The 14,220-nt window shown below is 75.7% G+C and carries 11 protein-coding genes; 6 read left to right on the forward strand and 5 right to left on the reverse strand.

Going from position 1 to position 14,220, the window contains the following annotated elements:
- A partial coding sequence (locus CRP39_RS27110; RefSeq protein ID WP_172442629.1) for an HNH endonuclease signature motif containing protein occupies positions 1–696 on the forward strand: 696 nt, incomplete at its 5' end.
- A 511-nt stretch (positions 697–1,207) separates the two neighbouring features.
- Complete coding sequence (locus CRP39_RS25450) at positions 1,208–1,915, forward strand: dienelactone hydrolase family protein (RefSeq protein WP_097209201.1); 708 nt, start codon at positions 1,208–1,210, stop codon at positions 1,913–1,915.
- A gap of 31 nt (positions 1,916–1,946) precedes the next feature.
- Here CRP39_RS25450 and CRP39_RS25455 read toward each other — a convergent pair whose 3' ends face one another.
- Together CRP39_RS25455 and CRP39_RS25460 are read right to left on the reverse strand one after the other, a co-directional pair.
- On the reverse strand, positions 1,947–3,860 hold the full coding sequence (locus CRP39_RS25455) for a bifunctional sugar phosphate isomerase/epimerase/4-hydroxyphenylpyruvate dioxygenase family protein (RefSeq protein WP_097209202.1): 1,914 nt from the start codon (positions 3,858–3,860) through the stop codon (positions 1,947–1,949).
- Positions 3,844–4,755 carry a shikimate dehydrogenase gene (locus CRP39_RS25460; protein ID WP_097209250.1) on the reverse strand — a complete coding sequence of 304 codons (912 nt, stop codon included), beginning with the start codon at positions 4,753–4,755 and terminating at the stop codon, positions 3,844–3,846. Before CRP39_RS25460 ends, CRP39_RS25455 begins: the two co-directional genes overlap by 17 nt.
- 246 nt (positions 4,756–5,001) lie before the next feature.
- Between CRP39_RS25460 and CRP39_RS25465 the strand changes: the two genes are divergently transcribed.
- Together CRP39_RS25465 and CRP39_RS25470 are read left to right on the forward strand one after the other, a co-directional pair.
- Positions 5,002–6,846, forward strand: coding sequence for an alpha/beta hydrolase fold domain-containing protein (locus CRP39_RS25465; protein WP_097209203.1), 1,845 nt, complete (start codon positions 5,002–5,004; stop codon positions 6,844–6,846).
- 46 nt (positions 6,847–6,892) lie between these two features.
- On the forward strand, positions 6,893–7,870 hold the full coding sequence (locus tag CRP39_RS25470) for a LacI family DNA-binding transcriptional regulator (RefSeq protein WP_216359927.1): 978 nt from the start codon (positions 6,893–6,895) through the stop codon (positions 7,868–7,870).
- A gap of 119 nt (positions 7,871–7,989) precedes the next feature.
- Here CRP39_RS25470 and CRP39_RS25475 read toward each other — a convergent pair whose 3' ends face one another.
- From CRP39_RS25475 to CRP39_RS25485, 3 genes are all read right to left on the reverse strand, one after another.
- On the reverse strand, positions 7,990–9,348 hold the full coding sequence (locus tag CRP39_RS25475) for an MFS transporter (RefSeq protein WP_097209204.1): 1,359 nt from the start codon (positions 9,346–9,348) through the stop codon (positions 7,990–7,992).
- Between the two features lie 241 nt (positions 9,349–9,589).
- Entirely contained in the window at positions 9,590–9,937 is a 348-nt protein-coding gene (locus CRP39_RS25480) for a UBP-type zinc finger domain-containing protein (protein WP_097209205.1), read from the reverse strand.
- A 100-nt stretch (positions 9,938–10,037) separates the two neighbouring features.
- Complete coding sequence (locus CRP39_RS25485; RefSeq protein WP_097209206.1) at positions 10,038–10,814, reverse strand: hypothetical protein; 777 nt, start codon at positions 10,812–10,814, stop codon at positions 10,038–10,040.
- A gap of 291 nt (positions 10,815–11,105) precedes the next feature.
- On the opposite strand from CRP39_RS25485, the gene CRP39_RS25490 reads away from it, so the two are divergent.
- Positions 11,106–12,764: an FAD-dependent oxidoreductase gene (locus CRP39_RS25490; RefSeq protein ID WP_097209207.1), complete on the forward strand. Its 1,659-nt coding sequence runs from the start codon at positions 11,106–11,108 to the stop codon at positions 12,762–12,764.
- On the forward strand, positions 12,761–14,194 hold the full coding sequence (locus tag CRP39_RS25495; protein WP_097209208.1) for an ATP-binding protein: 1,434 nt from the start codon (positions 12,761–12,763) through the stop codon (positions 14,192–14,194). Before CRP39_RS25490 ends, CRP39_RS25495 begins: the two co-directional genes overlap by 4 nt.
- Positions 14,195–14,220 lie beyond the last annotated feature (26 nt).

Here is a 14,220-nt window from a genome sequence, read left to right on the forward strand (position 1 = left end):
GTCGACGACGCCGGCGCCGCGATCCACGCCGCCCAGCAGGCCCTCGGTCATGCCCGGCGGCTGGTGCGCACCGCCCGCACCGCCGACGCCGCCGATGAGGCCGCCTGGGCGGCCAGCCCGGCCGGGCGGGTGGCCGCCGCTCCCGACGCGCTGGCCGCGCTGGCGGCCGCCGCCGACGCCCAGCGCGCCGAACTCGCCCGGCTGCTGGCCACGACCGGCGGTGGTGGGCTGGCCGACCGGCCCCGCCTCGCGCTCACAGACGCGCTCACCGGCGCCCTCGTGGCGCTCACCGACCTGCCCGGGCTGCGGCGCGCTGCGCACTGCGGCGCTCCCGCCTGCCGCCGCCGGCCCCAGACCTGCCCCCACGACCTGACCGGCCGCCCCGGCCTGAGCGCACCCGGGCCCACCGACGGCCACCGCCCCGGCGCCGCCCTGGACCGCTTCGTCCGCGCCCGCGACCGCCGCTGCCGCTTCCCCGGCTGCCGCCGCCGCATCCCCCGCGGCGGCGAACTGGACCACTCCCGGCCCTGGCCCGCCGGACCCACCAGCGCCACCAACCTCACCGGCTACTGCACCCCCGACCACCGCGGCAGACACCAGGCACCGGCCTGGCGACACACCCTCGCCCCCGACGGCACCCTCACCGTCACCACCCCCACCGGCCTGACCGCGACCACCACACCACCGCCGTACTGAGATCACGGCCGGACAGTCAGGCGTCGGCCAGTGCGCAGGGTCGGACCGCACCCGATGGTGCCGACGACGTCCTCGCCATCAGCGCCAGCAGTAGGAGTCGGAGGACGCGTCGCCGCTCTGCAGGCGCTCCTGGTGCGGCCGGGCCGCCGGCCAGGGGCGCGCCCGGGGCGCGGGGTGCGCGGTCCGCCGGATGATGTCGCCGAGGTGGACGGAGCCGACCTGTCGGTGACCAGCGGGGTCACCGCGGAGAAGGGCTCGAGCGGCGGCACGTCGTCGGGGTCGGCCCCGGCGCGGCGATCGCCTCGGCCGCGCTGCGGTAGAAGGTGGGGTCAGGGTCCGTCGGGGAGGCGCTCATCATCGGCCTCCGAGGTCGCGATGGGAGACCCGACGATCGCGCCGCCGCTCGCCCCGGGGGAGGGTATCCGGACCTCCCGACCCGGATGCGCCTGTCCCCGCCGCGCCAACGTCGGTAGCGTGCGCTCCCTGGTCCGGACGGCGCAGGGAGACGCACGTGCCCCAGACGACGATCCCCGGCGCGCAGAGCGCCCCCGAGCTGCGCGCGCACCTGGGGGTCCCGCCGGTGGGAGAGGGGCCGTGGCCCGGCGTCGTGGTCGTCCACGAGGCGTTCGGCCTGACCGACGACGTCCGCGCGCACGCCGACCGGCTCGCCGCCGCGGGATACCTCGCCGTCGCCCCGGACCTGTTCACCGCCGGCGGGCTGCGCTGCCTCAAGCGCACCTTCGGTGACCTCCTCCGGCAGGACGGCCCTGCGCTCGGCGACCTGGAGGCCACCCGCCGGTGGCTGGCGGAGCGTCCGGACTGCACCGGCCGCATCGGGGTCGTCGGCTTCTGCATGGGCGGTGGCTTCGCGCTGCTGGCCGCGACCCGCGGCTTCGACGTCGCCGCCCCGAACTACGGACTGCTGCCCAGGGGCGCCGAGCAGGTGCTGGCCGGCGCCTGCCCCGTGGTGGCCAGCTACGGGCGCCGCGACCGGGGGCTGCGCGGGGCCGCCGAGCGGCTGGAGGGGGTCCTCACCCGGCACGGCGTGCCGCACGACGTGCACGAGTACCCCGACGCCGGTCACTCGTTCATGAACCGGCACAACATCGGGCCGTTCGCCGTCCTCGAGCGGGTGGCCGGTCTGAGCTACCACCACCCGTCCGCGGAGGACGCCTGGGCGCGCATCCTGCGCTTCCTGCACCAGCACCTGCGCAGTTGACCTGCACGGCTGCGCCGCCCGGTCCGGCGACTCAGCCGCCCGCGGGGAGGAGGGCGGCCTGCCGCAGCCGGCGGTGGGCGGCCATCCGGACGGGCGCGTCGGTGGAGCCGTAGCCGTCGTAGCCGTCCAGTCGCTGCACCACCTCGAAGAACACCCGGTCGCCGAGCACCTCGGTGACCAGGTGCAGGTAGCTCCCGGACGCGTCCTCCTCGTACAGCAGCCCGTGCTCCCGGATCGCGGCGAGCAGCTCCGGGCCGAGGTCGAGGCGGGCGTCGAGGTCGTCGGCGTAGTTGGCCGGCACGGGCAGCAGGGGAGCGCCGGCCGCCCGCAGCGCCCGCGCCGTGGTGACGATGTCGTCGGTGGCGAAGGCGACGTACTGCGGCTCGGGGACGCCGGGGGCCCAGCCACCGCGTCGCAGGGTCGAGGCGCTCAGGGCCAGCCGCACCGCGCGATCCGCCCCGGTCACCGCCCGGGTGCGCACCAGGCCGAAGGGCGCGGCCAGCTCGGTGACCTCCTGCGGCTCCAGGCCCAGCACCGCCCGGTAGAACAGGCCGGCCTCGTCGAAGGCGTCGAAGGGCTGGGCCAGCCCCACGTGGTCCACCCGCGTGATCCCCCTGCCCGTGTCGGCGGTCGTGCCGGTCGGCAGGAAGTCGGCCGGCCAGCCGTCGGGGACGGTCCGGGTGAAGAAGACCTGCGTGCCGTCCGGGGCGGCCACCGCCGACAGCTCGGCTTCGGCCGCGCCTCGGGTCCGGGGGAGCACCGGGGCGCTCATGGCCTCGGCCCGTGCCGCCGAGCGGCCCGGGTCGGCGCTCTCCAGGCCCAGGGCCGCGACGGCGGCGACGCCCGTGGCGCCGGGCCGCACGACCGAGGCGTTGACCAGGACCCGCGCCCGGCCCTGCTCCCACAGCTGCACGGGCTTGGAGCGGTGCTGGCCGGTGTGGGTGAATCCCAGCGCGCCGAGCACCCCGGCGACCCGCGGACCGGAGACGCCGTCGACCTCCAGCTCGGTGAACGACCAGCCGGACAGCGCCGGCGCGGACGGGGCCGTGGGCAGGGGGGCGGGGAGACCGATCGCGGGACGGCGCAGCGCCAGCGCCTCCTCCAGCCACTGCAGCGAGCGCATCGCGTCGACCGCCGTCCGGGAGGGGTCGGACTGCCGGTAGACGTCGTTGAAGACCTCGAGGGACAGCGGGCCGGTGTAGCCGGCGGCCAGCACCGCGTCCAGGAAGCCCGGCAGGTCGAAGGCGCCCTGGCCGGGGAAGAGCCGGTGGTGGCGACTCCACTGCAGGACGTCCATGCGCAGGGCGGGCGCGTCGGCCAGCTGCAGGAAGAACAGCTTGTCGCCGGGCACCTGCGCGAAACCGGCCGGGTCCCCGCCGCGGGAGAGGACGTGGAAGCTGTCCAGGCACAGCCCGAGCGCGGGGGAGTCCGCGCGGCGGACGGCGTCCCAGGACCGCTCCCATGTGGAGACGTGGGTGCCCCAGGCCAGCGCCTCGTACGCGATGCGCAGACCGCGCTCGCCGGCGCGGGCGGCCGCGGTGGCCAGCTGCTCGGCGAGCCGGTCGGTGTCGTCGACCGCGTCGGGGGCCACCGACGAGCAGACCAGCACGGTGTCGACGCCGAGGGCGGCCATGACGTCGAACTTGCGCTCGGCGCGGCGCAGGTTGCGGGCGAAGCGCGCCGGGTCGGTGGAGTCCAGGTCGCGGAAGGGCTGGTACAGGTCGATCGACAGGCCGAGGTCGGCGCAGCGGGTGGCGAGCTCGGCCGGCGACCAGGGGGCGGCGACCAGGTCGGGCTCGAAGACCTCGACGCCGTCGAAGCCGGCGGCCGCCGCCGCGGTGAGCTTGTCCTCGAGGGTGCCTGACAGGCAGACCGTGGCGATCGCCCGCCGGCCCCGCTCCGAGCGGCGCGGAGGGCGGGGCCCGCCGTCAGCTGATGCGGACATCGGGACCCGGTCCGGCGACCAGCTCGGTGAAGTGGGCCAGCATGCGCTCGGCGTCCGGCTCCACCCCGGTGAACAGCCGGAAGGCGTCGACGGCCTGGAAGACCGCCATGCCGCCGCCGTCGAGCACGCGGCAGCCGAGGCGGCGGGCGGTGCGGACCAGCTCGGTCTCCAGGGGGCGGTAGACGATGTCGGCGACCCACAGGTCCGGGCGCAGCAGCGCGGCGTCGACCGGCAGGCCGGGGTGCGCGGCCATCCCGGTGGGGGTGGCGTGGACGAGTCCGTCGGCCTCGCGGAGCGTCGCGTCGAGGGTCGCCGGGGCGGCGCCGGTGGCGCGGTCGGCGCCGAAGCGGTCGCCCAGGGCGCCGGCGAGCTCGCCGGCCCGCGCGGCGTCGACGTCGACGATGGTGAGCCGGCGGGTGCCCAGGGTCAGCAGCGCGTGCGCCACCGCTGCGCCGGCGCCGCCCGCCCCGAGCAGCACGACCCGGTCGAGCGCGGCGTCGGGCAGGCCACGGTCGAAGGCCCGGGCGAAGCCCGACCAGTCGGTGTTGTGCCCGACCGCCCGGCCGTCCCGGAAGACGACGGTGTTGACCGCGCCCAGCGCCTCGGCGTCGGGGGAGAGCTCGTCCAGGTGTGGCAGGACCAGCTGCTTGCACGGGTGGGTGACGTTGAGACCGTCGTAGCCGACCAGCCGGGCCGCGGCGAGGACGTCCCCGACGGCGGTGGCCGGCTGCCCCATGACGTCGAGGTCCAGGCGCCGGTAGAGGTACCGGAGACCGAGCTCGTCGGCCTCCCGCTCGTGCATCGGCGGGGTCAGCGAGGGGCCGATGCCGGTGCCGACCAGTCCGACGAGGACGCCGGGACGGTCGGCGGGGACGGGGAGCGCGTTCTCGGTCAGGGGGTGCCTCCCGGCGTTCGAGCTCGGAGGGACAGCGCTGGACGGGTGTGACCCGGTGCACCATCCCCGTGCCAGTCTGAAACACTCTGCAACCGGTGTCAACGGACGTGCTCCACCGAAGTCCTGCGTGGGCGCGAGCGCGTTGACAGTCGGATGACACCGGTTGCATAGTCGGCTTCCCGTCCGCCGGCCGTACCCGCGCCGGTGCCCCACCCCAGGGCCCCGCAACAGCCTCCAGGAGTCCCCGTGCCCGAGCCCGCCGACCTGCTCGACGTCGCCCGACCCGAGCCGGGTCCGCTCTCCGACGGCACGGCCGCCTTCCCGTTCGCGCCGCCCGTGCGCGGCGGCGACGGCGAGCTGCGCTGGGAGGCCCTCGTCTACGCCGTCGAGCCGGGCTACCGGCCGCTGATGCTGGACCTGTGGGTCCCCGAGGAGCGGCCGGCCGAGGGCGCCCCGGTGGTCGTGTGGGTGCACGGCGGCGGCTGGGTGCACGGCTCGCGCCGGCGCCGGGCGCCTCACCTGCACCAGAACCGCGTGGTCGAGCGGATCGTGGCCGCGGGCTTCGCCGTCGCACTGGTGGACTACCGGCTGGCCGCCGAGGCGCCGTTCCCGGCCGGGGTGCTCGACGTGCAGGCCGCCGTCCGGTGGCTGCGCGCCCAGGCCGACGTGTTCGGCCTCGACGGCTCCCGCGTCGCGCTCTGGGGCGAGTCGGCCGGCGCGCACCTGTCCCTCCTGGCCGGGTTGTGCCGCCGCCTGGAGGCCGAGCCGCCGGTCGGTGAGGCGACCGACGTCTCCGCCGAGGTGCAGGCCGTCGTCGACTGGTACGGCCCGTCCGACTTCGCCGCGATGTCCTCGCCGGTGGACGCCGAGTCGGAGGAGCTGGGGGAGGGGGATCCGTTCGCGATCCTGCTGCGCGACACCACCTGGTCCCGCGACGAGCTCTCGCCCGTCCGGTACGTCCGTCCCGACGGCCCGGCGGTGTTCGTCGCGCACGGCGAGGACGACCAGCTGGTCCCGGTCGAGCAGAGCCGCCTGCTGGCCGAGGCGCTGGTCGAGGCCCGTGTCGACACCGAGTACCTGGAGACCGCCGGGGACCACGTGTTCGTCGGCGCGACGGTCGTCCCCGAGGTCACCGACCGCTCGATCGCCTTCCTGTGCCGGGTGCTCGCCGGGCGCCGGCTCGGCGACCCGCGGCCGCTGGACCCGCACACCGCCGACCTGGAGGAGCGGATGGCCGCCACCGGCATGTGGCCGCTGCTGGACGCCCCGGCCCCGGTCGCCCGCGAGCGCGGGGTGGTCATGCGGCGCGACTTCTACCCGCCGCGGCCCTTCCCCGTGGCGTCGGTGACCGACGGCGTCCTCCCGGGGCCGGCCGGCGACGTCCGCATCCGCGTACAGCGGCCGGAGCAGCCGACCGACGTCACGGTGCTCTACGTCCACGGCGGCGGGTGGGTGATCGGCGACCTCGCCTCCCACCAGGGCAGCGCGGCGCGCCTGGCGGCGACCGCCGGGGCCGTCGTCGTCCAGGTGGACTACCGGCTCGCGCCCGAGGACCCGTACCCGGCCGGCCTGGACGACTGCCGCGCCGCCGCCGCGTGGGTGCTCGAGCACATCGACGAGTTCGGCGGGGACCCCGCTCGCCTCGTGATCGCCGGCGACAGCGCCGGCGGCAACCTGGCCGCGGTGCTCACCCAGGAGCTCGTCGACCGGGGCACCCCGGTGGCTGCGCTGTTCCTCATATACCCGGGCACAGACCTGCGTGGGGAGGCCAGCGCCGACGTCCGCCTGCAGTACCTGGGACCGGATGCCGACGGGTTGGCCGGTGATCCGCGGGTCTCGCCCGTCCTCGCCCCGACCCTGGCCGCCCTGCCGCCGACCGTCATCGGCATCGGCGCCCACGACTTCCTGTACGCCGACACAGTCGAGTACGCCGCTGCACTGCGCGCCGCCGGTGTCGCGGTCGTCCTGCGGGAGTTCCCGACGTTGAACCACGGGTTCTTCAGCTACGGCTCGGTCTCCCCGGCCGCGGAGGCCGCCGCGGACCTCATGTGCCGCGACCTGCACCGGTTGCTGCACCGCGCCACGGCATGATCGGTGTCGCGGCGCCGCCCGGCGCCGGCGGCGGACGGGAGCAGGCGTGACGAACATCCGGACGGTCGCGGCCCGTGCGGGGGTCTCGCCCTCGACGGTGTCGCGGGCCTTCGCCCGCCCCGAGGTGGTCGCGGAGGAGGCCCGCCGGCGGGTGTTCGCCGCCGCGGCCGAACTCGGCTACCAGCCCAACCCCGTCGCCCGCAGCCTGGCCATGGGTCGCACCGGCAACCTCGGCGTGATCGTCCCCGACATCGCCAACCCGTTCTTCACCCCGCTCATCAAGGAGGTGCAGCGGGAGGCGCGGCGGCGGGAGCGGTCGCTGTTCGTCGCCGACTCCGACGAGCACGTGCGCCAGGAGCTCGAGGTCGCCCTCGCCATGGCCCGCCAGGTGGACGGGCTGGTGCTCGCCTCCTCCCGGCTGCCCGAGGAGGACATCCGGGCCGTCGCCGCGCTGACCCCGGTGGTCACGGTCAGCCGCGTGCTGGACGGCGTCCCCGCGGTCGCGACCCCCAGCGACCGGGGCATCGGCCAGGCCGTCGAGCACCTGCTCGCGCTGGGGCACCGGCGGCTGGCCTACCTCGGCGGGCCGGAGGAGTCCTACGTGACCCCCGAACGGCACGGTGCGCTGCACGACGCCGCAGCCCGCGGTGGCCTGGAGGTCGTCGACCTCGGCCACTTCCAGCCCCGGTACGAGCCGGGCGTCCGGGCGGCGGACCTGGTGCTGGCCGAGGACGTCACCGCGGTGCTGGCCTACAACGACCAGATCGCCCTCGGGGTGGTCAACCGGCTCACCGAGCGCGGCGTGCGCGTCCCCGAGGAGATCAGCGTGGTCGGCGTGGACGACACCTGGATCGCCGGGCTCACCCGGCCGGCGCTGACCTCGGTGCGCGTTCCGGTCGGCCGGGCCGGGGCGGTCGCCGTCCGTATGCTCGCCGACCCGGCGCCCGGCGATGGGCACGCGGCCCGGGAGAGCCTGGCCACGGAGCTCATCGTCCGCGCGTCCACCGGACCCGCCCCGCGCTGACCCGGGAGTCGACGGTCCGCCGCCCCGGAGGGGGTGGCGGAGCGTTCGCGTGTGCGGCCGTGGACGACGGAGCGGGCGCCCCCGGGTGCACCGGGGACGCCCGCTCCGCGGGGTGGGGATCAGGCGGTGGTGGCGACTCCCGGGGTCTCCCGGGCCGAGGTCCTGCCCAGTTCGTGCATCGGCACCCGGTGGGTCTCCCGCATGGTCAGCACGGAGATCGTGGCGACGACCGCCGCGGCGCAGCCGAAGACCGCGACGGGGACCCAGTTCTCCAGGTCCGGGCCGGCCAGCGCGGCGGCGATCGTCGGGGCGAACCCCCCGAGAGCGAAGCCGAACTGGGTGCCGACGGCGACACCGGACATGCGCACCTTGGTGTCGAACTGCTCGCTCCACAGCGCGTACCCGACGCCGCCGTAGGCGCTGTAGGCGATGCCGCCGAGGGTGATGCCGAAGAGGAACACCAGCGGCAGGTTGGCCTGGCTGACCGACCAGATGAACGGCCAGATCAGCACCGCCGGGCCGAGCGCCCCGATGGCGAAGACCGGCTTGCGACCGATCCGGTCACCGATCATGCCCCACAGCGGGATCGCGCCGAGCGCGACGATGTTGGACAGGATCAGCATCCACAGCAGGCTGGTCCGGGGCAGGCCGATCGTGTTCACGCCGTAGGTCAGGCTGTAGATCGACAGGATCGTGCTGATGGTCGAGACCAGGGCGGCGATCATGACCTTGAGGACGTCGGGCGTGTAGTGCTTGAACAGCACCTTGAGCGGCGTCTTCGGAACGGCCTGCTTCTCCTGCTCCTCCTCGAACGCCGGGGTCTCGTGCAGCGTCCGCCGGATCCACCAGGCGACCAGCATGACCACGGCGCTGAGCAGGAACGGGATCCGCCAGCCCCACGAGAGCAGCGCGTCGGTGGGCAGCGCCGCGATCGGGATGAAGACGGCGGTGGCCAGGATGAGGCCGAACTGGGTGCCGGCCAGGGTGAAGCTGGTGAAGAACGCCCGCCGGTGGGGCGGGGCGTGCTCCAGCGACATGGAACTGGCGCTGGACTGCTCACCGGCGACGGCCAGGCCCTGGCAGACGCGCAGGACCAGCAGCAGGATCGGCGCGGCATAGCCGATCTGGCCGTAGGTGGGCAGCACGCCGATTAGGAACGTCGCGATGCCCATGCCGAAGAGGGTGATCAGCAGGACGTTCTTGCGGCCGAGCGTGTCGCCAACGTGGCCGAGGATGAACGAGCCGACGGGGCGGGCCACGTAGGCGACGCCGAAGGTGGCCAGCGAGGCGATCGTGGCGGCGGCCGGGTCGCCCTCGGGGAAGAAGATCTGTGGGAAGACCAGCGCCGCGGCCGTCCCGTAGATGAAGAAGTCGTAGTACTCCAGCGCGCTGCCGATCCACGCGCTGATCGCGGCCTTCTTCGGGGTCCTGCGGCCGTGCGGTTCGTGGGCGCCGGGCTCAACCGAGACGTCGTGCACGGGTCCTCCTCGAGGCTGGGACGTCGGTGACGGGTGCGCCGGCGGGCCTGCGGGGGGAGCGGCAGGGGACCGGGATCCGGCTGGAGTGTTGCTGCAACCGGTTGCAGAACCGGTCCGCTAGATGGTGCTGGCCGTCACAGTGGCTTGTCAAGAGCCCGGCGGGAGTTCGGCGGGCCCGACCGACGTGCGACACCGCTGCGCCACTCGGCACCCCGGGTGGAGAGCGAGTGACGCGCGGCGATCAGTGCAGGTGGGCCCGCCAGTCGGCGGGCACGCGGCCGCGAGGGCCCGGTGCGGGCTGGTCGGCCGGGTGGGCCAGCGGCGGGGCGAGGTCCGGGCCGGGGACCGCCCGCTCGCGGGAGAAGTCCCAGAACCAGGCCTCGCCGGGCTCGAAGCTGCGGACGACGGGGTGCCCGGACGTGGCGGCGTGCTCGCGCGCGTGCCGGGACGGTGAGGAGTCGCAGCAGCCGACGTGGCCGCACTGGGCGCACCGGCGGAGGTGGAACCACCAGCCCCCGGTGGCGTCGCACTCCACGCACCCGGTCCCGCTGGGCGGCACCGACGGGTCGATGGCTGTGGGAGCGCTCATGGCGGACCCCTCCGGTCGTGGGTGGGCGGGCGGCCCACGGTAGGGACGGCGGGCCCTCCCCGGAAGCCGTCCCGCGCCCGCGGGACGTCCCCGCTCCCGGTCACCGCGGCCGGATGGTCACGCGCGGGGCGGTCAGCATGGCCTTCAGCGCGCCGAGCAGGCCCAGCACCGGGACGGCGACGGCGCACCACGTGCCGACGGCCAGCCGGGCCGGGTCCCAGCCGGCGTCGGCCAGCAGCACGAGGACACCGGTGGCCGGGGCGACCGACACGAGCAGCGCCAGCACCCCGACGACCCGGTGCGTGCGGGCGCGACGGAACAGCAGCAGCCCGAGGAAGAACAGCACCGCGCCGCCCAGCACCACCGCGAGCGGCTGCCACAGTCCGCTGCGGCTCAGCTCCCCGGAACCGGACGCCAGGGCGTCGACCCCTCGCCAGGCCAGCGCGAGGCCGGTGGTGTCCAGGCCCTGCCCCCAGGGCAGCCAGAGGCACGCGTTCGCGGCCAGGCCGGCGAGCAGCAGGGCGACGGCGCCGACCGGCTCGGGACGCCGCAGGACCACCAGCCGCCCGGGGGAGGCGGGTTCCTCCGGAAGCCGCTCCGCCAGCGCCACGGACTGCTGTTCCCCGCCGGCCGCGGCCCCGCCCTCGCCGGTGTCGGGGGGAGCGTCGGCGACGGGTCTCTCCGGCAGCCGGCCGGTCCCCTCGTCCTCCGGGGACTCGAGGGGGAACCCGAGGATCGTCGGCTCGACGTCCCCGGTGCCGTCCGGCCGGGCCGGGACGGCCGGCTCGCGCCGGTCGTCGACGGCCGGGGGGAGCGGGGCCTCCGCGCGCGGTGCCCGCGCGCGGGGACGGTCGGGGTGCGGCTGCGACTCGGTCACCGGTTCCTCCGACGGCACGGGCGGCGAGGAGTCGCCCGACGCCGCGAGGGTAGGACGACCCGGGCCGCCGCAGCAGGTGGAACGGGACGGCCGCCCTCGGGGTCTCCGCGTGTCGCGGCGACGCGCCGGGCGGCAGGCTCGCGCCGCGTGCCCCTCCACGGGCCGGCGAGGGTGTTGCCGCGGCGGTCCCGGACGCTAGCGTGGTCGCGCTCGCGCCGCCGGGGTCCCGCACGTCGGCGACGCCGCCGCACCCCCATCCCCGCATCCGGCAGGGCCGGTCAGGAGGCCGTCGTGGGCAAACCGGTCCTGCTCAGCGTGGACGACGACCCCGGGGTCTCCCGCGCCGTCGCCCGCGACCTGCGCCGGCGCTACGGGGAGGAGTTCCGGGTCCTGCGCGCCGCCTCGGCCGACGAGGGCCTGTCGGCGCTGCGCGAGCTCAAGCTGCGCGGGGACCCGGTCGCGGTCCTGCTCGCCGACTACCGGATGCCGGAGATGAACGGCATCGAGTTCCTCGAGCAGGCGATGGACCTCTTCCCGCACGCGCGCCGGGCCCTGCTCACCGCCTACGCCGACACCGACGCCGCCATCGCCGCGATCAACGTCGTCGACGTCGACTCCTACCTGCTCAAGCCGTGGGACCCGCCCGAGGAGAAGCTCTACCCGGTCGTCGACGCCATGATCGAGGCCTGGCGGGCGAGCGCGGACGGCGGGTTCGAGGGCGTCAAGCTGGTCGGTCACCGCTGGTCGGCGCCGTCCTTCCAGGCCCGGGACTTCCTCGCCCGCAACGCCGTCCCCTACCGCTGGTACAGCGTCGACGAGCCGGAGGGGCAGCGGATCCTCGCCGCCGCGGGCGCCGGCCCGGACGACGTCCCGGTGGTGGTGACGTCGGACGCGCAGGTGCTGCGCCACCCGAGCGAGGCCGAGCTCGCCGCCGTGGCCGGGTTGGGCGTGGAGCCGCAGGCGGACTTCTACGACCTCGTGGTCGTCGGCGGCGGACCGGCGGGGCTGGGTGCGGCGGTGTACGGCGCCTCGGAGGGGTTGCGCACCGTGCTCGTCGAGCGGCAGGCCACCGGGGGCCAGGCCGGGCAGAGCAGCCGGATCGAGAACTACCTCGGCTTCCCCGACGGCGTCTCCGGAGGGCAGCTCGCCGACCGCGCCCGCCGGCAGGCGGTGAGGTTCGGCGCGGAGCTGCTGCTCGCCCGCGACGTGGTGGGCCTGGAGGAGCACGGGCCCAAACGGGTGCTGCACCTCGACGACGGCCGCCGCATCGGCGCGCACGCGGTGGTCCTGGCCACCGGGGTCTCCTACCGCAGCCTCGGCGTGGCCGGGGTCGACGACCTGACCGGGCGCGGGGTGTTCTACGGGTCGGCCATGACCGAGGCCGCCGAGTGCGCCGACCGGGACGTCTTCATCGTCGGCGGCGCCAACTCCGCCGGCCAGGCGGCGGTCTTCTTCTCCCGGTACGCGCGTTCGGTGTGCCTGCTGGTGCGCGGCGCGTCGCTGGAGGCGTCGATGTCGTCGTACCTCATCGAGCAGGTCGCCGGCATCCCGTCGATCAGCGTGCGCACCTGCACCACCGTGGCCGCCGCGCACGGCGACGGGCACCTGGAGGCGATCACCGTCGAGGACGCCCGCAGCGGGGAGCGGTCGACCCTGCCGGCCAGCCACCTGTTCGTCTTCATCGGGGGCGCGCCGCGGACGGCCTGGCTCGACGGCGCCGTCCTGCGGGACGAGCGCGGGTTCATCCCCACCGGGCCGGCGCTGCTGCGCGACGGCTGCCGGCCGCCGGGGTGGACGCTGGACCGCGACCCGTACTTCCTGGAGGCCAGCCTGCCCGGCGTCTTCGTGGCCGGCGACGTCCGGTCGGAGTCGGTGAAACGGGTCGCCTCCGCGGTCGGAGAGGGTGCCATGGCCGTCACGCTCGTGCACCGGTACCTGGAGAGCCGATGACCACGGCCGCGAGCCGGGTGACGCCGGCCGAGCTCCGCGGGCTGTTCCTCTTCGCCGACCTCGACGGCGCGCAGCTGCAGTGGGTGGCCGACAACGCCGACGTCGTCGTCTCCCCGGCCGGGACCACCGTCTCGACGGAGGGCGAGCCGGCCGAGTGCTTCTTCGTCCTGCTCGACGGGACGATGAGCATGGTGCGGCTCGTCGGGGGCAGCGAGGTCGAGACCGTGCGGACGTCGCAGCGCGGCGTCTACTCCGGCGCCGTGCAGTTTTACATCGGCGACCGCATCCCCCAGGTCTACCCGGGCACGGTGCGGGCGGTGACCGACTGCCGCTTCCTGGCGCTGCCGGCCGCGGAGTTCGAGGCGGTCTTCCGGCGCTGGTACCCGATGGCGGTGCACCTGCTGGAGGGGCTGTTCTTCGGGCAGCGCGACATCGCCGAGCTGGTCAGCCAGCGGGAGCGGCTGCTGGCCCTGGGCAAGCTCACCGCGGGCCTCACCCACGAGCTCAACAACCCCGCCGCCGCGGCGTCCCGGGCGGCCGCCGCGCTGCGGGAGCGGTTCGCGGGCATGCGGCACAAGCTGGCCCTGCTCGCCGCCGGGAAGATCGACGGGTCGGTCCTGCGCTCCCTCACCGGGCTGCAGGAGGACCTCGTCGCCCGGATCGGCGTCGCGGGGGAGCTCACCGCGCTGGAGCGCTCCGACCGGGAGGACGAGCTGGGCGACTGGTTCGACGAGCACGGCATCGGCGGCGCCTGGGAGCTCGCCGCCGTGTTCGTCCCGGCGGGTCTGGGGCCCGAGGACCTCGAGTGCGTCGTCGACGCCGTCGAGCCCGGCGCCCTGGAGGCGGCCCTGCGCTGGCTGGCCTACACGGTGGAGACCGAGACGCTGCTGTCCGAGATCGGCGAGAGCACCGCCCGCATCTCCGGTCTGGTGGACGCCGCGCGGCAGTACTCCCAGCTGGACCGGGCCCCGCACCAGCCCACCGACCTGCACGACGGGCTGGACGCCACCCTCGTCGTCCTCGGCGCCAAGATCCGGCCGGGGATCACCGTGGTGAAGGACTACGACCGCTCCCTGCCCAAGGTGCCGGCCTACGCCGGGGAGCTCAACCAGGTGTGGACCAACCTCATCCACAACGCGCTGGACGCCATGGCGGGGGAGGGCACGCTCACCCTGCGCACCGCCCGGGACGGCGACTGCGCACTGGTGGAGGTGGCCGACACCGGGCCGGGCATCCCGGCCGAGCTGCGCCGGCGGGTGTTCGAGCCCTTCTTCACCACCAAGCCGGTCGGTCAGGGCACCGGCCTAGGCCTCGACGTCTCCTGGCGGATCGTGGTCAACCGGCACGGCGGGGACCTGCGCGTGCAGTCCCGCCCGGGCGACACCCGGTTCCAGGTGCTGCTGCCCCTGTCCGAGGGCCCGCGGGGCTGAGGCCCCCGTCCGCGCGGTCGCCACCC

It is taken from the genome of Geodermatophilus sabuli (genome assembly GCF_900215145.1).
GTDB lineage: Bacteria > Actinomycetota > Actinomycetes > Mycobacteriales > Geodermatophilaceae > Geodermatophilus > Geodermatophilus sabuli.